Below are 18,031 nucleotides of genomic sequence, written 5' to 3'. Positions count from 1 at the left end.
ACCGGCTACGGCGATCTGGGGCCGTACGGTGGTGGTGTCGGCCGTGGCATGCCAACCCCCAGCATCGACCAACTGGCACAAGAAGGTACGACCTTTTATTCCTTTTATGCCCAGCCGAGCTGCACCCCGGGCCGGGCGGCCATGCAGACCGGGCGTATCCCCAATCGCAGCGGCATGACCACCGTGGCCTTCCAGGGCCAGGGCGGTGGTTTGCCCGCCGCCGAGTGGACGCTGGCCTCGGTGCTCAAGACCGGCGGCTACGAGACCTACTTCACCGGCAAGTGGCACCTGGGCGAAGCCGACTATGCATTGCCCAATGCCCAGGGGTATGACGTGATGAAGTACGTCGGCCTCTATCACCTCAATGCCTACACCTACGCCGACCCGACCTGGTTCCCCGACATGGACCCGGAAACCCGGGAAATGTTTGCCAAGGTGACCAAGGGCGCACTCTCGGGCAAGGCGGGAGAAAAGGCCGTCGAAGAGTTCAAGATCAACGGCCAGTATGTTGATACGCCGGTCATCGATGGCAAACCCGGTGTAGTCGGCATTCCCTACTTTGACGGTTATGTCGAAAAGGCCGCGCTGGAATTTCTCGACACCGCTGCCAAGTCCGACAAGCCGTTCTTCATCAACGTCAACTTCATGAAAGTGCACCAGCCGAACCTGCCGGCACCGGAGTTCGTTCACAAGTCGATCTCCAAGTCCAAGTACGCCGACTCGGTGGTCGAACTGGATACGCGCATCGGCCGTATCATGGACAAGCTCAAGGCGCTGGGCCTGGATAAGAATACGCTGGTGGTCTACACCACCGATAACGGCGCCTGGCAGGATGTTTACCCGGACGCCGGCTACACACCATTTCGTGGCACCAAAGGCACCGTGCGCGAGGGCGGTAACCGGGTCCCTGCAATCATGACCTGGCCCGGAAAAATCAAGCCCAATGCCAAGAACCACGACATTCTCGGCGGGCTCGATCTGATGGCAACTTTCGCCTCGGTGGCCGGCATCAAGTTGCCGGAGAAGGATCGCGAAGGTCAGCCAATCTATTTCGACAGCTACGACATGACCCCGGTAATCACCGGCACGGGTCCCGATCCACGTAAAGAGTGGTTCTACTTCACCGAAAACGAGTTGTCCCCTGGTGCGGCCCGCGTAGGCAACTACAAGGCCGTGTTCAACCTGCGTGGCGACAATGGTGTGCCGACCGGCGGCCTGGCGGTGGATACCAACCTGGGCTGGAAAGGGGAGTCGAAGTACGTGGCGGTCGTACCGCAGGTCTTTGACTTGCTGCAAGATCCACAGGAGCGCTACGACATCTTCATGAGTAACGTCACTGAGCGCACCTGGACCATGGTGCCGATCAGCCAGGCGATCAACAARCTGATGCAGACCTACATCAAGTACCCGCCACGCAAACTGCAAAGCATGGGCTATGACGGGCCGATCGAGTTGTCCAAGTACCAGAAATTCCAGTCGGTACGTGAAGTCCTGCAGAAAGAGGCGTGAAGGCACCGATAGCGTGACGACGNACATCTTCATGAGTAACGTCACTGAGCGCACCTGGACCATGGTGCCGATCAGCCAGGCGATCAACAAGCTGATGCAGACCTACATCAAGTACCCGCCACGCAAACTGCAAAGCATGGGCTATGACGGGCCGATCGAGTTGTCCAAGTACCAGAAATTCCAGTCGGTACGTGAAGAAATGCAGAAGGAGGGCATTAACATTCAGATGCCTCAATAGAAGTGCCGCGGCGATCTCTTGAGGTCGCCACAACCCCTCCTGACCTGCCGCGACGCCTGAAGCGAGAGACAACTCGCCTCAGGTGCCCGGTGGTCAACCCAGCACTTCCCGCATCCGATACCAGAACATGCCAAGGGCCAGCAACGGTGAACGCAGGGCGCGTCCGCCGGGGAAGGTCATGTGCGGCACGGCGCTGAACACGTCGAAGCCCTTGCTGTGGCCGGCATGGATCGCTTCGCCCAACAACTTCGCGCACCAGTGGGTCACGTTCAGGCCATGACCGGAGTAGCCCTGGGCGTAGAACACGTTGGGGTGCTGGCCCAGGCGCCCGACCTGGGGGAAACGGTTGGCCGAGATGCCGATCTTGCCGCCCCACTGATAGTCGATGCGCACATCGGCCAGTTGCGGGAATACCTTGAGCATCTGCGGGCGCATGTAGGCGCTGATGTCCGAAGGATCGCGCCCGGAATAATGGCAGGCTCCGCCGAACAGCAAACGCCGGTCAGCCGAGAGCCGGTAGTAATCCAGGCCGACCTTCTGGTCGCACAGCGCGACGTTGTGCGGGATCAGTTTTGCAGCGGCCTCTTCTGACAAGGGCTCGGTGGCGATGATGTAGCTGCCCGCCGGGAGTACCTTGCCGCTGAGCTTCGGTTCCAATTCTTCGAGGTGCGCGTTGCAGGCCAGCACCAAGGTGCCTGCACTCACAGTGCCACCGGCGCAACGGACCTGGACCGTGCTGCCATGGATCAACTCCAGCACCGGGCTCTGCTCGAAAATCCGCACCCCAAGGGACTCGGCAACCTGCGCCTCGCCAAGGACCAGGTTCAGCGGATGCAAATGCCCCGAGCCCATGTCCACCAGGCCACCGGCGTACACGCCGGAGTTCACCACCTGTTCACGAATCTGTTCCGGCGCGACCAGTCGGGTTTCAAAGGCGTAGCCGGATTCAATCAGTTGCGCCTGCTCGGCCTTGAACGCCTTGAACTGTGCCGGGGTGTTGGCCAGTTCGCAGAAGCCCCAGCTCAGGTCGCAATCGATGCCGTGCTCACGGATGCGATTGCCCACGACCTGCACCGACTCGGTCCCGGCATACTCCAGGTATTGCACGCCATCGGCGCCGATGTGCCTGGCGAAACCGCTGACGTCATGGCCGATACCCCGAATCAACTGGCCGCCGTTGCGCCCGCTGGCGCCCCAGCCAATTCGCCGGGCCTCCAGCAGGACCACCGAGAGCCCACGCTGGGCCAGCTCGATGGCGGTGTTGATGCCGGTGAAACCCGCACCGACCACGCAGACATCGGCCATCAGGTCCGAGGCCAGCGCGGGACGCTGCCTCATGCCCTTGGCGGACGCCGCGTAATAGGAGTGGGTGTGTTCCTTGGTGTACTGATTCATTTGTTGGACTTCACTTTGCTCCACGAACGGGTCATCAGGCGCATGATCGACTGCGGCGGCGTGGTGGAGATGTAGAGTTTGTCGAGGACTTCCTGGGATGGATAAACCTCGGGGTTGCTGACCAGTTCAGGGTCCATGTACTGCTTGGCGGCCGGGTTCGGGTTGGCGTAGCCGACCGACTCACTGACCTTGGCAATCACTTGCGGGTCCAGCAGGTAGTTGATGAAGGCGTGGGCTTCTTTCGGATTGCCGGCGTCGGCGGGGATGGCCAGCAGGTCGAACCACAGGTTGGCGCCTTCCTTGGGAATGGCGTAGGCGATGTTCACGCCGTTCTTGGCTTCCTTGGCGCGGTTGGCGGCCTGGAACACATCGCCCGAGTAACCGAATGCCACGCAGATGTCGCCGTTGGCCAGGTCCGAGACGTACTTGGAGGAGTGGAAATAGGTGATGTAGGGGCGGATCTGCAGCAGCTTGGCTTCGGCCTTCTTGAAGTCCTCTGGGTTTTCGCTGCGCGGGTCCATACCCATGTAATTGAGCATCGCCGGGAACACTTCGTCCGCCGAGTCCATCATCGACACGCCGCAGGCGCTGAGCTTCTTGATGTTTTCCGGTTCGAACAGCACGGCCCAGGAGTCGATTTTGTCGATACCCAGCACCGCCTTGACCTTGTCGACGTTATAGCCGATGCCGTTGGTGCCCCACAGGTACGGCACCGAGTGCGCGTTACCCGGATCGTTTTTCTCCAGCAGCGCCAGCAGTTTCGGATCGAGGTTCTTGAAATTCGGCAGTTGCTCGCGATCGAGCTTGAGGAACGCACCGGCCTTCACCTGGCGGGCGAGGAAGTGGTTGGACGGCACCACCACGTCATACCCGGTACGACCGGCAAGCAGTTTGCCTTCCAGGGTTTCGTTGGAATCGAATACGTCGTAGATCACCTTGATCCCGGTCTTGGCCTGGAAGTCGGCGAGGGTGGTTTCGCCGATGTAGTCGGTCCAGTTGTAGACGCTGACCTGTGGCTGGGCCTGGGCAACGGCGCTGAACAGAACCGCCAGTGCGGCGGGGACCACGGATTTCAAAAGACGCATATCGATACCTTCTTGGAATTGTTGGATTCTTCAGGTGATTCTTTGGTGGTCTGTCGGCCCTCATCGCGAGCAAGTCGGGTCGCCGCACCGTCGCTCCCACATTTGAAATGCGTTCCCCTGTGGGAGCGAGCTTGCTCGCGATGAGGCCGTTACGGACAGCGAAGATCTCAGACGCTGAGCATCAGGAACTCACGCTCCCACGAACTGATCACCCGCTTGAAGTTCTCGTGCTCGGCGCGTTTGACCGCGACATAGCCCCGCACGAACTTGTTGCCCAGGTAGCGGCTGATGGTGTCGCACTCTTCCATCTGGGTCAGGGCGTCCTCGATGGTGATCGGCAGGCGCAGGTTGCGACGCTCATAGGCGCGGCCCTGTACCGCAGCGCTCGGCTCGATACGCTCGACCATGCCCAGGTAACCGCACAGCAGGCTGGCGGCGATGGCCAGGTACGGGTTGGCGTCGGCGCCCGGCAGGCGATTCTCGACGCGCATGGCGTCGGGGCTGGAGGTCGGCACGCGCAGGCCGACGGTGCGGTTTTCTTCGCCCCATTCGACGTTCACCGGTGCCGAGGTGTCCGGCAGGAAACGGCGGAACGAGTTGACGTTCGGCGCGAACATCGGTAGCACCTTCGGGATGTACTTCTGCAAGCCGCCAATGTGATGCAGGAACAGTTCGCTCATGTTGCCATCGGCATCGGCGAAGATCGGCTGACCGGTGGCAATGTCCACCACGCTCTGGTGAATGTGCATGGCGCTGCCAGGCTCGTCGCCGACTGGCTTGGCCATGAAGGTTGCCGCCACGTTGTGCTTGAGCGCCGCTTCACGCATGGTGCGTTTGAACACGGTGATCTGGTCCGCCAGGTCCAGGGCGTTGCCATGACGGAAGTTGATTTCCATCTGCGCCGGGCCGTCTTCGTGGATCAGCGTGTCGAGGTCCAGGCCTTGCAGTTCGCACCAGTCGTAAACGTCTTCGAACAGCGGATCGAATTCGTTGGCAGCGTCGATGGAGAACGACTGACGACCGCTTTCGGCGCGGCCCGAACGGCCCATCGGCGCCTTGAGCGGCAGGTCCGGGTCTTCGCAGCGCTGGGTCAGGTAGAACTCCATTTCCGGCGCGACGATCGGACGCCAGCCTTTGTCGGTGTACAGCTGCAGGACTTTCTTCAGCACGTTGCGCGGCGACAGTTCGATCGGGTTGCCGAACTTGTCGAAGGTGTCGTGGATCACGATGGCGGTCGGCTCGATGGCCCATGGCACCACGTAGACCGCGTCGGCATCTGGCTTGCAGACCATGTCGATATCGGCCGGGTCGAGCAGGTCGTAGTAGATGTCGTCGTCGACAAAGTCCCCGGTTACCGTTTGCAGAAGGACACTTTCCGGCAGGCGCATGCCTCGCTCATGCAGGAACTTGTTGGTCGGTGCAATTTTGCCGCGTGCAATGCCGGTCAGGTCGCTGACGACGCACTCGACTTCGGTAATCTTGTGATCTTTCAGCCAAGTGAACAGCTGATCGAAAGGGACATTCATAAAGACCTCGTTATTGGTTTTATTAACGCCAGGAGAGACCGGTTTCATCCGCCGGACACTTCCCCTGTAGCGCGTTGACGACTATCTTGTGCGAGCCTTGCGGTTCCATCTATCCACTTTAAGCAGCACAAAGCGCACCAAAAGAGTGCGTAAGGTCGCCCCCATGACAGGTTCCAACTGCCTCCAGGTCCAAGCGTTCAACACCGCCGATGTCGCCGAGCAAATCCGCGCCACGCCGGGTTGGGTGCAGCAATACCAGCAGATGTCGCCGGGGCATTTCGCAGGCCTGGTGCGTTATCTGGATCTGCAGGGCGTGGAGATTTACGAAGAGTCGATGAATACCCGGGTCGAACAGAATTTCAGCGCGCCCCAGGGTTCGTTGTCGTTTTGTTTCGATCGCGGCGACAACGCGCTGTACGTGTTGAATGGCGAAAGCCGCAACATCTGGATCACCCCGGAGAACTACCAGGAAATCGCCGTGGTGTTCGGGCCGGAGTTCGTAAAGCGCCACAGCCTCGACATCGCCAGGCTCGAAGGGCTGTTCATGGCACCGCTCAACTCCCAGCAGAACGCGCTGTTCTGCCGTTGGCTCAGCGGGACCTTGACGCGCCTGTCGCAGACCTTCGATCCACCGAGCCGCGAAGCGCTGACCCAGCAACTGCTGGAAGATTGCCTGTTCATCCTCGACAACGCCTGTGTCGGCCTCGACCAGGGGGCCCTGCAGCGTCGGGCCGGGGAGCGGTCGATCATGAAGCGGGTAGGAGAATGGGCCGCGGACACCCCGGAAGAACACCTCAACCTGCTGGAGCTGTCTCAGGTCGCGGGGGTTTCACTGCGCCAGTTGCAGCATGCGTTCAAGACCTACACCGGCATGTCGCCGACCCAGTGGCTGCGCCTGCGCCGCCTCAACAGCGCCCGCCGCGAATTGCTCAGCCGAACACCCATGCAAACCACCGTGGCCGAGGTGGCGATGCATTGGTCGTTCTGGCATCTGGGGCGGTTTTCCAGCAGCTACCGCGCGTTGTTCAACGAGCTGCCGAGCGACACCCTCAAGCGTGCGAGTTCCACTCAGGCAAGCGGTCGCAGCCGGCGTTAGAACGTCGGTGGCGTAATCACCCAGATCACCACCGCATCGACATCGCCGGGATTGCCGTAGCGGTGCGGTTCCTGGCTGGAAAAGCTGAAGCTGTCGCCTTCATTGAGCTGGAAATGGCGCTCGCCGACCCACAACTCGAAACTCCCCGAGAGCAAGTAGCCGGCTTCTTCGCCGTCGTGGCTGTAGCTTTGCTGGCTGTAGGTGCCGGGCGGGAAGCGCGAGTGGAGCATTTCCAGTTGGCGGTTGGCTTGCGGCGTCAACAACTGGTCGACGATGCCGTCTTCGTAATGCACGTTCAGGCGGCTGTTCTTGCGTACCACGACGCCATCGTCTTCGGGCGCGGTGACCGCTTCACTGGCGAAAAACCACTGGATGGTCACGCCGAGGCTGCGGGCAATGTTGAACAGCGCCGGAATCGACGGGTAGGCGAGGTTGCGTTCCAGCTGGCTGATGTAGCCGGCGGTGAGTTCGCTCTGTTGCGCCAGTTCCGCCAGGGTCATGCCCCGGCGCTTGCGCAGGCCGCGAATGCGCGTGCCGAGAAAATGCGGTTCGGCGCTGCCTGAAGCGGGCGGGGTCTTGCTGTTGTTGCTCATGGAAAATTCCGAACCGGGGGCTACGCCACACCCTGGTAGGAGCTGCCGCAGGCTGCGATCTTTTGATCTTGTTTTTGAAAAGCAAAATCAAAAGATCGCAGCCTGCGGCAGCTCCTACTGAGAGCGATCATTTGAATGTAAAGCCCCGGAGTATAAACAGCCTTAAAGCTCCCACGCGACTTTAAGGCCTTCATAAATCGCTTCTTCGGCGGTACGCGGCGCCAGGCAGTCACCGATGCGGCGAAACTCCACCAGCCCTTGCAACTCCGCACCCAGGGTATCCACCGGTTGGTGGCCTTGGCACAGCACCAGCGTATCGATGTTCTCCATCAGCATCGGTTCGCCACTGGCGGTGTGTTGCAGGTACACCGTATTGTCATCGCAGCCATACAACCGCGCGTAGGGCGTGATCGGCACGCCCAGCTTATGCAGTTCGCCGGCCAGTTGATCGCGCACGTACAGCGGCAGGTTTTCCCCGCAGTGGGTGCCGTTGACCGCCAGTTGCACCTGGTGCCCGGCGCGCACCAGGCGTTCGGCAATGCCGGGGCCGATCCAGTCGCAGCGCCAGTCGACCACCACCACCGAACGGCCGACCTGTACTTCATCGCGCAGCACTTGCCAGGCGTCCACCACCTGCAACTCACCGCCGCGCTCGAAGGCCGGCCAGTAGGGCTCGGCACCGGTAGCGACGATCACCATGTCCGGTTTTTCCCGTTCCACCAGTGCCCGGTCGACTCGGGTATTGCGCACCACGCGCACACCGGCCAGTTCCATTTCCCGTTGCAGGTTGGTACTGGCACCGCCGAATTCGCTACGCCGCGGCAGCAGCTGCGCGAGCAACACCTGACCGCCCAGTTGCGGACTGGCTTCGTACAGCGTCACCTCATGGCCGCGCTGGGCCGCGACGGTGGCGGCTTTCATCCCGGCCGGGCCACCGCCGGCGATCATGATGCGTTTGCGCCGTGGCGCTTGTCGGCGTTCGCCGAAGATCAGTTCGCGCCCGGTTTCCGGGTGCTGGATGCAGGAAATCGGCAAGCCCTTGTGGAAGTGGCCGATGCACGCCTGGTTGCAGGCAATGCACGCCCGCACGTCTTCGACGCGGCCGGTGTCGGTCTTGTTGGGCATTTGCGGATCGCAAATCAGCGCCCGGGTCATGCCGCACACATCGGCCTGGCCGCGAGCCAGAATCAGCTCGGCTTCCTGGGGCTGGTTGATGCGCCCGGTGACGAACAGCGGAATGTTCAAACCGGCCTTGAACGTCCCGGCTTCTTTAGCCAGGTACGCCGCTTCGATCGCCATCGGCGGCACGATATGCACCGCGCCACCCAGGGAAGCCGAGGTGCCGGCGACGATGTGCACGTAATCGAGCTGCGCTTGCAGTGACTGCACGGCGGCCAGGGATTCGTCCTCGGTCAGGCCTTCCGGGTCGCGCTCGTCGGCGGAAATGCGCAGGCCGATGATGAACTGCTCGTCGGTCGCCGCGCGCACGGCGGCAATTACCTCGCGCAGGAAACGCAAACGCTGTTCCAGTCCGCCGTTGTAGCCATCGGTCCGCCGGTTGACCCGCGGATTGATGAACTGCGCCGGCAGGTAACCATGGCTGGCCACGACCTCGACGCCATCGATGCCTGCCTGGTGCAGTCGGCGGGCGGCAGCGGCATAACCGGCGACGATCTCGTCGATCATGGCCTGGTCCAGCGCGCGGGGCATCACCCGGAAGCGTTCGTTGGGCACCGACGAGGCGCAATAGGCCACCGCCAGCAGGCCATCGCTGGACTCCATGATCTCCCGCCCCGGATGGAACACCTGGGACAACACCACGGTACCGTGGGCATGGCAGGTTTGCGCCAGTTTGCGGTAGCCCTCGATGCACGCATCGTCGGTGGCCATCAGCACATGGGAGGTGTAGCGCGCGCTGTCATGCACGCCGGCCACTTGCAGCACGATCAGCCCGGCACCGCCTTCGGCACGCGCCCGGTGATAGGCGATCAATTGCTCATTGACCAGATTGTCGGTGGGCATCGAGGTGTCGTGCCCGCTGGACATGATGCGGTTTTTCAGGCGCTTGCCACGGATCTCCAGGGGTTCGAACAGGTGCGCGAAGGCGGGTGTCGAGGTCGGCATGGGGCGGGTACTCCTGGCAGGCTGAAGCCGAAAGGCCGGGTTTCGGCGTTGTTATTATTGCGCTATAAAAATTTACCTTCAGTAAAAAATCAACTTGTTTTTTTACTATGCCTTGCAGTAGTTTCGTCTCGAGCCCGCTCCCGGGCCAAACCTCACAACAATAAAAAAGGGCTGCGCGGGCCTTGGGTCCCGTGGCACCTGCAAGAGGAACCACTGATGAAATCGCACACGCTCAAGCACGGTTTTTATCCCTTGGTGTTGTCCGTGGCCATGGGCCTGGGCAGCGCTCAGGCAGCATCGGACATGGTGGTGGTCGGATACGGCGGAGCCGGACAAAAAGCCCAGGACGTGGCGTTCTTTCAACCCTTCGCCGCCGTGGATCAAAGCAAGGTGATCCAGAGTGAATACAACGGAGAAATGGCCAAAATCAAAGTCATGGTCGACACCGGCAACGTCGACTGGGACGTGGTGCAGATCGAAGGTCCGGACCTGATGCGCGGCTGCGAGGAAGGCATGTACGAGCGCCTGGACTGGACCCGCCTGGGCCACGCCGACCAGTTGATCCCCGAGGCGGCGCAGGAATGCGGATCCGCCGCGCTGGTGTGGAGTGTGGCGATTGCCTACGACACCGACAAACTGGCCCAGGCCCCGACCTCGTGGGCAGACTTCTGGGACGTGAAGAAAACCCCCGGCAAGCGTGGGCTGCGCAAACGCGCGGTGTACAACCTGGAATTCGCCTTGCTGGCCGACGGGGTCAAGACCGAAGACGTCTACAAGGTGCTCGGCACCCCGCAGGGGGTGGACCGGGCATTCGCCAAGCTCACTGAGCTCAAGCCTTACATCCAGTGGTGGGAGGCGGGCGCGCAACCGCCGCAGTGGCTGACCGCCGGCGATGTGGTGATGACCTCGACCTACAGCGGACGCATCGCCGACGCCGCGCAGAAGGGCAGCCACCTCGCTCTGGTCTGGCCCGGCAGCCTGTACGGCATGGACTACTGGGCGATCATCAAAGGGTCCCGGCATGTGGATCAGGCCAAGCGCTTTATCGCCTTCGCCAACCAGCCGGACGCCCAGGTCAACTACGTGCAGCAGATCCCCTACGGCCCGACCAACACCCAGGCCGCCGCACGGCTGGACGACAAACTGGCGCAATGGGTGCCCACCGCGCCGCAGAACCTCAAGGGCGCACTGTCGATGAACGTCGGTTTCTGGGTCGATCATGGCGAAGAGCTCGAAGAGCGCTTCAACGCCTGGGCCAGTAAATAAATGCGGACGGCTGGACGTGTCCAAGCGTCCAGCCTTACTGTCTGCCCCAGCCGATCAGCCTGGAGAACCACCACCATGAACAACATCGCCAGCCACCTGGCCCCTGAACGCAGCGCTACCGAGCTACGCCTGCGTGAGGAACTGGCGGCCTGTTACCGTTTGATTGCGCACTTTCGCATGACCGATCTGATCTTCACCCACATCTCGGTGCGCATTCCGGGGCCGGAGCATCACTTTCTGATCAACCCTTACGGGCTGATGTTCGATGAGATCACTGCGTCGAATCTGGTGAAGATCGACCTCGATGGTCACGCCGTGGAGCCGTCGCCGTATCCGGTCAACCCGGCCGGTTTCGTGATCCACAGCGCCATTCATGGCGCCCGTGAAGATGCGCAATGCGTGCTGCACACCCACACCAAATCCGGGTGTGCGGTGGCGGCGTTGAAGTGTGGGTTGTTGCCGGTGAACCAGATTTCCATGGAGTTTTATGGCCGGGTCGCTTACCACGATTACGAAGGTGTGGCGCTGGACCTGAGCGAGCAGCAACGGCTGGTGGCGGACCTGGGCGACAAATCGGTATTGATGCTGCGCAACCATGGCTTGCTGACTGTCGGCGAGACGGTGAGCCAGGCATTCTTGCGCATGTACTACCTGGAAAAGGCCTGTGAAATCCAGCTGGCCGCGCAAGCTGCCGGTGAGGTTGTGCTGCCGTCGCACGAGGTCTGTGCGCATACAGAACGACAGTTCAATGATCCGGGGCGGCCGTTGGAGGAGGGGGAACTGAGTGATCCGGATGCCATGCAACTGGCTTGGGCGGCGTTGTTGCGAATGCTGGATCGTGTGGCTCCGAGGTATCGGGACTGATCCGGATTCTGTGTTGTTTGAGCTGACCCGATGGACGCGCCGCGGTCTACCAGACTGGCAACTGACTGGAGAAATGGCCCGCTCTTGCTGTACAGTCGTTCAGCCCGACGCCAACCCGCGCAGGCCTGAACGATTGAACCAAGGAGCGTGTCGCCCATGAACCAGGAAGCCCGTTTTTCCCGCATGGAACCGCAGTTGCGCAAAGCCAACCTGATCGAGGCGACGCTGGTGTGCCTCAAGCGTCACGGCTTCCAGGGCGCGTCGATCCGCAAGATATCCGCCGAGGCAGGGGTCTCGGTGGGGCTGATCAGCCATCACTATTCCGGCAAGGATGAACTGGTGGCCGAGGCCTACATGGCGATCACCGGGCGGGTCATGACCCTGCTGCGCGACGCCATGGAGCAAGCCGCGCCGAATGCCCGGGAGCGCTTGTCGGCGTTTTTCCGCGGATCGTTTTCCGCCGAGCTGCTCGACCCGCAACTGATCGATGCGTGGCTGGCGTTCTGGGGCGCGGTGAAAACCGCCGAGGCCATCAACCAGGCCCACGATCATTCCTATGGCGAGTATCGCGGCATCCTGCGCAAGGTGCTGGCGGAATTGGCCCGGGAAGAGGGCTGGGAAAATTTCGACGCCGACCTCGCCGCCATCAGCCTCAGCGCCTTGCTCGACGGCTTGTGGCTGGAGTCCGGGCTGAACCCCGGCACCTTCACCCCGGAGCAAGGCATCCAGATTTGCGAGGCCTGGGTCGACGGTCTGCAGGCCGGTGGACGCCAGCGTTTTTGCCTGCAGACGAGCGACTGTTGATCAGTCGTTCAGCAATCGATACTCTCTGGCGCCGATGCAGGAATACACTCTAATAAGAAACTGGCCTCAGGGCCTATGCCGGACACCAAGCGATGACTCCTCGGGTATTGATCGTCGATGACGATCCGCTGATTCGCGATCTGCTGCACGCCTACCTGTCCCAGGAAGGCTACGACGTCCATTGCGCCGCCACGGCGGAACTGGCGGAAACCTTCCTGGCCAGCCAGAGCGTCGACCTGGTGATGCTCGACATCCGCCTGCCGGGCAAGGACGGCCTGACCCTGACCCGTGAACTGCGGGTGCGTTCGGAAGTCGGAATCATCCTGATCACCGGGCGCAACGATGAAATCGACCGCATCGTCGGCCTCGAATGCGGCGCCGATGACTACGTGATCAAACCCCTCAATCCAAGGGAGCTGGTGTCCCGGGCGAAAAACCTGATTCGCCGGGTCCGTCATGCGCAAACGCCGGCGCCTGCCGTCGCGGTGGCCAAGCCGGTCAAGCAGTTCGCCGACTGGTCACTGGACACCGACCGCCGTCGCCTGATCGATCCGTCCGGCAGCGAAACCCTGCTGACTCACGGCGAATACCAGTTGCTCAGCGTGTTCCTGCGCAACAGCGGCCACACCCTCAGCCGCGACCAGTTGATGGACCAGATCCGCAACCGCGAATGGGTGCCCAACGACCGCTCCATCGACGTGCTGGTCGGGCGCTTGCGCCGCAAGTTGCATGACGATCCGGCCGAACCGCAGTTGATCATCACCATTCACGGCGCCGGTTACCTGTTCACCGCCAGTGTGGCGGCCTGAAGCTGATGGCACGATGGCCTTGCCTGCTGGCGCTGCTGCTGGCCGGCCATGCGGTCGCGGCGGACAAGGTTCGCTATTGCGATTACCCGGTGTACCCGCCCGTGTCCTGGAGCGACGGCAAGCAGGTGCGCGGCCTGGCGCCGAACGTGGTGAAAAATCTGTTTGGCCGGTTGGGTTACGAGGTCGAGATGGTGGTGCTGGGCAACTGGAAACGCTGCCTGCTGGACGCCGCCGAAGGCCGGGTCGATGTGGTGCTGGCCTACAGCACTGCGCAACGGGAGCAGAGCATGCTGTTCTCGACGGTGCCGGTCTTGCGTGAAGAAGTGGCGCTGTTCATCAACCGCCAGCATCCGGTGAAATTCGAACAACTGGACGACCTGGCCCATTACCGTGGCGGCCTGTTGTTCGGCGAGAGCTATGGCGTGGAGTTCGATCGCATGGTTGCGCGCAACAACAATATCGAATGGGTTTCCGACAGCCACCAGAACTTCGGCAAGCTGATTCGCGGGCGCATCGATTTCATCACCCAGGAGCGGCGTACCGGCCAGTTGTACGTGGAAAACCTGCCCGGCGGCCAGGACATCGTCGCCTTGCCCAAGGCATTGAGCGTGGACTATCTGCGGGTTGCCGTGTCGCGACGCTCGCCCTTGGCCACTCGCATGCCCGAAATCAATGCGCAGTTGCAGCGCATGGTCGACGGCGGTGACATCGAGCGCTGGCTCAACGAAAGCGAAGTGACCTACCGCGACATGATCAACCTGCCGGCGGATGCGCAATGATTCGCGCCCGTCCCGGTGGACTGTTGCGGCGCCTGCTGCTGTTCATTCTGTTGTTCAGCCTGTGCTTCACCGTGCTGGCCAGCAGCGTGCAACTTTACATCGAGTATCGACGGGAAATGCGCGACATCGAATCGCGCATGGAGCTGATCCGCGCCGGCTACCTGGCCAGCCTGGAACGCAGTCTCTGGGACTTGAACCAGGAGCAGCTGAATGTGCAGTTGCGCGGGCTGGTGGACTTCTCCGACGTCGCGCGGGTGCACTTGACCAGCGCCGATTTCGACCTGGTACAGGGCAATCCGCACCCCACGGGCCCGCTGCGCATCGAGCGCTTTGTCCTGGACTATCAGCCGCCGTCCGGCCCGTTGCGCAACCTTGGCGAGCTGGAGGTCAGCACGGATCTGGGGGCGGTGTACCAGCGTCTCTACGCCACCGGTTTGACCAGCCTGCTGTGGATGGCGGTGTTCCTCTGCGGCCTGGCCGTTGCCTTGTCGGGGCTGTTTTATCGACTGGTAACCCGGCACCTGAAAGTCATGGCCGAGTTTGCCCGGCGCATCGCCGCCGGTGAGTGGCACGAACCCCTGCACCTGGACAAGCGTCGTGGCAGCGACGAAATCGACACCGTGGCCCATGCGCTGGACGATATGCGTCGGGCGATCCTGCGGGACATCGAGCGCCGGGAAACCGATCGCCTGGCCTTACAGGACAACCGTGACGAGCTGCTGAAAATGGTCGAGCGCCGCACCGCCAGCCTGATGCGCGCCAAAGACGAGGCGGAAGCGGCCAACCTTGCCAAGTCGCGGTTCCTGGCGACCATGAGCCACGAACTGCGCACGCCACTGAACGGCATTCTCGGCATGGCCGAATTGCTGCGCGGCGCGCGCCTGGATGCCCAGGACGGCAAACGCCTGGATGCCTTGCACAAGGCCGGCGAAGGCTTGCTGACGATCCTCAATGAAGTGCTGTATTTCGCCAAGCTGGAGGAGGGTGTCAGCCATCCCGAACCGGTGGATTTCTCGCTGCGCCAGTTGCTCGACGAGGTGCTGACACTTCTGGAACCGCGAGCGCTGAACAACGACACGATCCTCAGTTGCCGCATCGATCAGCGGATTGCCGAGTATCACCACGGCGCCGAGCAGTTCCTGCGCCAGGTGCTGAGCAACCTGCTGGCCAACGCGATCAAGTTCACCGAAGGCGGCGAAGTCGGCGTCGAGGTGGCGCTGCTTGGCGAAACCTGCGAACAGACCGGGCAGCGGCTGCGGGTCAGTGTCACGGACGACGGCATCGGTATTGCCCCTTTGATGCAGGCGAAGATTTTCGAGCGTTTCACCCAGGCCAGCGAAGAAGTCGCGCAACGTTTTGGTGGCACCGGGTTGGGGTTGGCGATCTGCAAACATCTGGTGGAGCAGATGGGCGGCTGCATCGGTGTGGACAGTGAAGAGGGGCGCGGCAGTTGCTTTTGGTTCGAGCTGTCCCTGCAACCGGCCAGCGGCGTGGCTGAGGTTGCGCCGGTTCGCGCGGCGGGGCCGGCACTGAACATCCTGGTGGTCGAAGACGTGGCGCTCAACCGCGAAGTGGTCAAGGGCTTGCTGCAACGGGACGGCCACCGGGTGTGGCTGGCCGAAGAAGCGGATCAGGCGCTGCAACACTGCGCGGCTCGGGTGTTCGACCTGATGCTGCTGGACGTGCACCTGCCGGGCATCAGCGGTGTCGAGCTGTGCCGGCAGATCCGCAGCAGCGACGGGCCGAACCGTCACACGCGCATCTTCGCCCTGACCGCCAGCGTGCAACCGGCGCTGGTGCGCGGTTATCTGGATGCCGGCATGGACGGAGTCCTGGCCAAGCCCTTGAAGCTGGAAAACCTGCGCCAGGTGCTGGAAGGGCAGGCGCCTGTGGCCGAGTCGCTGCCGAGCGATGAGGCAATGGACTGGCCGCTGTTGCAGACCCATCGCAGCCTGTTGGGTGCGCAAAAGGTCCAGGGCCTGCTGGCGGTGCTCCGCGACTCGATCCTGCAACACCGCGATGCGCTGCATGAAGCCATGGCCGCCAACGACTGCACAGAGGTCGCACAATTGGCTCACCGCCTGGCTGGTAGCTGCGATTCCCTGGGTTTTCGGGCCTTGGCCACAACGTTAAGGGCGCTGGAGACCTTGGCGCTGGCAAACGATGAATCGGCGATCCAGCACATGAGACCCACGCTCGATGAGCAATTGCAGCACTCGCTCGAGACTCTCAAAGGCCTGTTGCAGAGCTGACGTACAAATTTGTTACGACTTTGTACAACTTCGATCTTTACGGTCAACGCGAACTTACATGGCTTTCCAATAATCGACGCAACCGCCGCAGCGCGGTCTTCGAAGCTTATTGGAGATAATAATAATGAATTGCCGTAAAGCTGATCCCTCCCTGCGTCGTGACGTCCTGTCGCGCGCTGTTCACCTCAACGACTGCTGAGGTGCCGACATGAACGAAAACACTGATCGTAAAGGCATACAGCTGACCCGCGCCCTCAAGAGCCGGCACATTTTCATGCTGTCGTTGGGCGGCGTCATCGGCACCGGGCTGTTCATGGGCTCCGGCGTGACCATCAATCAAGGCGGCCCGGTGGGGGCGATCCTGGCTTACCTGTTCGCCGGTTTCCTGATGTACCTGGTGATGGTCTGCCTGGGCGAACTGTCGGTACAGATGCCGGTGTCCGGTTCGTTCCAGACCCACGCCACCAAATACATCGGCCCGGCCACCGGGTTCATGATCGGCTGGGTGTACTGGATGAGTTGGGCCACCACCGTGGGCCTGGAGTTCACCGCCGCCGGCATGCTGATGACCCGCTGGTTCCCGGCAGTGCCGATCTGGTATTGGTCGGCGCTGTTCGTGGTGGTGCTGTTCGGCATCAATGCCATGGCGACCCGCGCTTTCGGTGAAGCCGAATACTGGTTCTCGGGGATCAAGGTTGCGGCGATTCTCGGTTTCATCGTGGTCGGCGTGCTGGTGATCTTCGGCGTGATGCCCCTGAGCAGCGGCGCACCGGCACCGATGGCGAGCAACCTGATCGGTGATTCGTTGTTCCCCAACGGCCTGTCGGCGGTGTTCGCGGTGATGATGACCGTGGTCTACGCGTTCCAGGGTTGCGAGATCATGGGCGTGGCCGCCGGTGAAACCGATCAGCCGGAAAAAAGCATTCCCCGGGCCGTGCGCAACGTGGTGTTCCGCGTGCTGATCTTCTACGTGCTGGCGATCATCGTGCTGTCGGCCATCGTGCCGTGGCAGCAGGCAGGGCTGATGGAAAGCCCGTTCGTGCAGGTGTTCGACATGGTCGGCATTCCCTACGCCGCCGACCTGATGAACTTCGTGATCCTCACCGCGATCCTCTCGGTGGGCAACTCCGGCCTGTATGCCTCGACGCGCATCCTGTGGGCGATGTCGAAAACCGGCATGGCGCCGAAAAGCCTGTCGCCATTGAGCAAGCGTGGCGTGCCATTGCGCGCCTTGAGCATCACCCTGTGCTTCGCGCTGGTGTCGCTGATGACCAGCTTCGTCGCCGCCGACACCTTGTTCATGGTGCTGATGGCGGTGAGCGGCATGTCCGGCACCGTGACCTGGATTGTCATCGCGCTGGCGCAGTACAAGTTCCGTAAGGCGTACTTGCGTGAGGGCGGCAAACTCAGCGACCTGAAATACCGCGCACCCTGGTTCCCGGTACTGCCGCTGATGTGCATCACGCTGTGCTGCTCGCTGTTCGTGTTCCTGGCCCTGGATGAAACCCAGCGTCCGTCGCTGTATTGGGGCTTTGGCTTCATTGCCCTGTGCTATGGCGCGTACTTCCTGATCCATCGCAAGCGCCAGGGCGTATTGGCGCCGAGCTTGCCGGCTGTGTAATTCCTTCAATCCAGCACATTCCCTGTGGGAGCGAGCTTGCTCGCGATGGCGGCATCAGGTTCAACATCAC

General features: G+C 61.8%; 14 protein-coding genes. 9 read left to right on the top strand and 5 right to left on the bottom strand.

From position 1 onward, the window contains the following. Positions 1-1,509: arylsulfatase (locus ASD95_RS16230; RefSeq protein WP_056848062.1), on the top strand; the 1,509-nt coding region annotated here is incomplete at its 5' end. A 331-nt stretch (positions 1,510-1,840) separates the two neighbouring features. Here the strand turns inward: ASD95_RS16230 and ASD95_RS16220 are convergent. From ASD95_RS16220 to ASD95_RS16210, 3 genes are all read right to left on the bottom strand, one after another. Next, positions 1,841-3,142 (bottom strand): NAD(P)/FAD-dependent oxidoreductase, encoded by a 1,302-nt coding sequence (locus ASD95_RS16220; protein ID WP_056725074.1) that lies wholly within the window; start codon positions 3,140-3,142, stop codon positions 1,841-1,843. Next, positions 3,139-4,227 (bottom strand): polyamine ABC transporter substrate-binding protein, encoded by a 1,089-nt coding sequence (locus ASD95_RS16215; protein WP_056725073.1) that lies wholly within the window; start codon positions 4,225-4,227, stop codon positions 3,139-3,141. Before ASD95_RS16215 ends, ASD95_RS16220 begins: the two co-directional genes overlap by 4 nt. Positions 4,228-4,394: 167 nt before the next feature. Beyond that, positions 4,395-5,753, bottom strand: coding sequence for a glutamine synthetase family protein (locus ASD95_RS16210; RefSeq protein ID WP_056725071.1), 1,359 nt, complete (start codon positions 5,751-5,753; stop codon positions 4,395-4,397). 163 nt (positions 5,754-5,916) lie between these two features. Between ASD95_RS16210 and ASD95_RS16205 the strand changes: the two genes are divergently transcribed. Beyond that, positions 5,917-6,849: a helix-turn-helix domain-containing protein gene (locus tag ASD95_RS16205; protein ID WP_056725069.1), complete on the top strand. Its 933-nt coding sequence runs from the start codon at positions 5,917-5,919 to the stop codon at positions 6,847-6,849. On the opposite strand, the gene ASD95_RS16200 is transcribed toward ASD95_RS16205, so the two are convergent. Continuing rightward, positions 6,846-7,442, bottom strand: a complete 597-nt coding sequence (locus tag ASD95_RS16200) for a cupin domain-containing protein (protein ID WP_056725067.1) — start codon at positions 7,440-7,442, stop codon at positions 6,846-6,848. The genes ASD95_RS16205 and ASD95_RS16200 overlap by 4 nt on opposite strands. 162 nt (positions 7,443-7,604) lie before the next feature. Next, a complete protein-coding gene (locus tag ASD95_RS16195; RefSeq protein WP_056725065.1) occupies positions 7,605-9,566 on the bottom strand; it encodes an oxidoreductase in 1,962 nt (653 codons plus the stop codon). Positions 9,567-9,782: 216 nt separating this feature from the next. Between ASD95_RS16195 and ASD95_RS16190 the strand changes: the two genes are divergently transcribed. The 7 genes from ASD95_RS16190 to ASD95_RS16160 all read left to right on the top strand — a co-directional run bounded on the left by ASD95_RS16190 (position 9,783) and on the right by ASD95_RS16160 (position 17,961). Further along, complete coding sequence (locus tag ASD95_RS16190) at positions 9,783-10,832, top strand: ABC transporter substrate-binding protein (protein WP_056725063.1); 1,050 nt, start codon at positions 9,783-9,785, stop codon at positions 10,830-10,832. Between the two features lie 75 nt (positions 10,833-10,907). Beyond that, the gene (locus tag ASD95_RS16185) at positions 10,908-11,696 is read left to right on the top strand and encodes a class II aldolase/adducin family protein (protein ID WP_056725061.1); all 789 of its coding nucleotides are present in this window, start codon (positions 10,908-10,910) and stop codon (positions 11,694-11,696) included. Positions 11,697-11,852: 156 nt separating this feature from the next. Next, positions 11,853-12,500 carry a TetR family transcriptional regulator C-terminal domain-containing protein gene (locus ASD95_RS16180; RefSeq protein WP_056725059.1) on the top strand — a complete coding sequence of 216 codons (648 nt, stop codon included), beginning with the start codon at positions 11,853-11,855 and terminating at the stop codon, positions 12,498-12,500. Between the two features lie 92 nt (positions 12,501-12,592). Beyond that, a complete protein-coding gene (locus ASD95_RS16175) occupies positions 12,593-13,309 on the top strand; it encodes a response regulator (protein WP_046037067.1) in 717 nt (238 codons plus the stop codon). Positions 13,310-13,314: 5 nt separating this feature from the next. After that, positions 13,315-14,088, top strand: coding sequence for a substrate-binding periplasmic protein (locus ASD95_RS16170; RefSeq protein ID WP_056725057.1), 774 nt, complete (start codon positions 13,315-13,317; stop codon positions 14,086-14,088). Further along, positions 14,085-16,340 carry a hybrid sensor histidine kinase/response regulator gene (locus ASD95_RS16165; protein ID WP_056725054.1) on the top strand — a complete coding sequence of 752 codons (2,256 nt, stop codon included), beginning with the start codon at positions 14,085-14,087 and terminating at the stop codon, positions 16,338-16,340. Before ASD95_RS16170 ends, ASD95_RS16165 begins: the two co-directional genes overlap by 4 nt. A 208-nt stretch (positions 16,341-16,548) precedes the next feature. Continuing rightward, entirely contained in the window at positions 16,549-17,961 is a 1,413-nt protein-coding gene (locus ASD95_RS16160; RefSeq protein WP_056725052.1) for an amino acid permease, read from the top strand. Positions 17,962-18,031 lie beyond the last annotated feature (70 nt).

Origin of the sequence: Pseudomonas sp. Root71 (assembly GCF_001429045.1) — a bacterium.
Taxonomy (GTDB): domain Bacteria; phylum Pseudomonadota; class Gammaproteobacteria; order Pseudomonadales; family Pseudomonadaceae; genus Aquipseudomonas; species Aquipseudomonas monachiensis.
Note: the sequence above shows the minus strand (reverse complement) of the source record. Positions and strands in the feature narration are given on the sequence as shown.

Excerpts from the sequence above, each read along its gene's own strand:
- ASD95_RS16195 (WP_056725065.1), bottom strand. The coding sequence starts at position 9,566 with ATGCCGACCTCGACACCCGCCTTCGCGCACCTGTTCGAACCCCTGGAG.
- ASD95_RS16170 (WP_056725057.1), top strand. The coding sequence starts at position 13,315 with ATGGCACGATGGCCTTGCCTGCTGGCGCTGCTGCTGGCCGGCCATGCG.
- ASD95_RS16215 (WP_056725073.1), bottom strand. The coding sequence starts at position 4,227 with ATGCGTCTTTTGAAATCCGTGGTCCCCGCCGCACTGGCGGTTCTGTTC.
- ASD95_RS16175 (WP_046037067.1), top strand. The coding sequence starts at position 12,593 with ATGACTCCTCGGGTATTGATCGTCGATGACGATCCGCTGATTCGCGAT.
- ASD95_RS16205 (WP_056725069.1), top strand. The coding sequence starts at position 5,917 with ATGACAGGTTCCAACTGCCTCCAGGTCCAAGCGTTCAACACCGCCGAT.
- ASD95_RS16200 (WP_056725067.1), bottom strand. The coding sequence starts at position 7,442 with ATGAGCAACAACAGCAAGACCCCGCCCGCTTCAGGCAGCGCCGAACCG.
- ASD95_RS16190 (WP_056725063.1), top strand. The coding sequence starts at position 9,783 with ATGAAATCGCACACGCTCAAGCACGGTTTTTATCCCTTGGTGTTGTCC.
- ASD95_RS16165 (WP_056725054.1), top strand. The coding sequence starts at position 14,085 with ATGATTCGCGCCCGTCCCGGTGGACTGTTGCGGCGCCTGCTGCTGTTC.
- ASD95_RS16180 (WP_056725059.1), top strand. The coding sequence starts at position 11,853 with ATGAACCAGGAAGCCCGTTTTTCCCGCATGGAACCGCAGTTGCGCAAA.
- ASD95_RS16220 (WP_056725074.1), bottom strand. The coding sequence starts at position 3,142 with ATGAATCAGTACACCAAGGAACACACCCACTCCTATTACGCGGCGTCC.
- ASD95_RS16210 (WP_056725071.1), bottom strand. The coding sequence starts at position 5,753 with ATGAATGTCCCTTTCGATCAGCTGTTCACTTGGCTGAAAGATCACAAG.
- ASD95_RS16185 (WP_056725061.1), top strand. The coding sequence starts at position 10,908 with ATGAACAACATCGCCAGCCACCTGGCCCCTGAACGCAGCGCTACCGAG.
- ASD95_RS16160 (WP_056725052.1), top strand. The coding sequence starts at position 16,549 with ATGAACGAAAACACTGATCGTAAAGGCATACAGCTGACCCGCGCCCTC.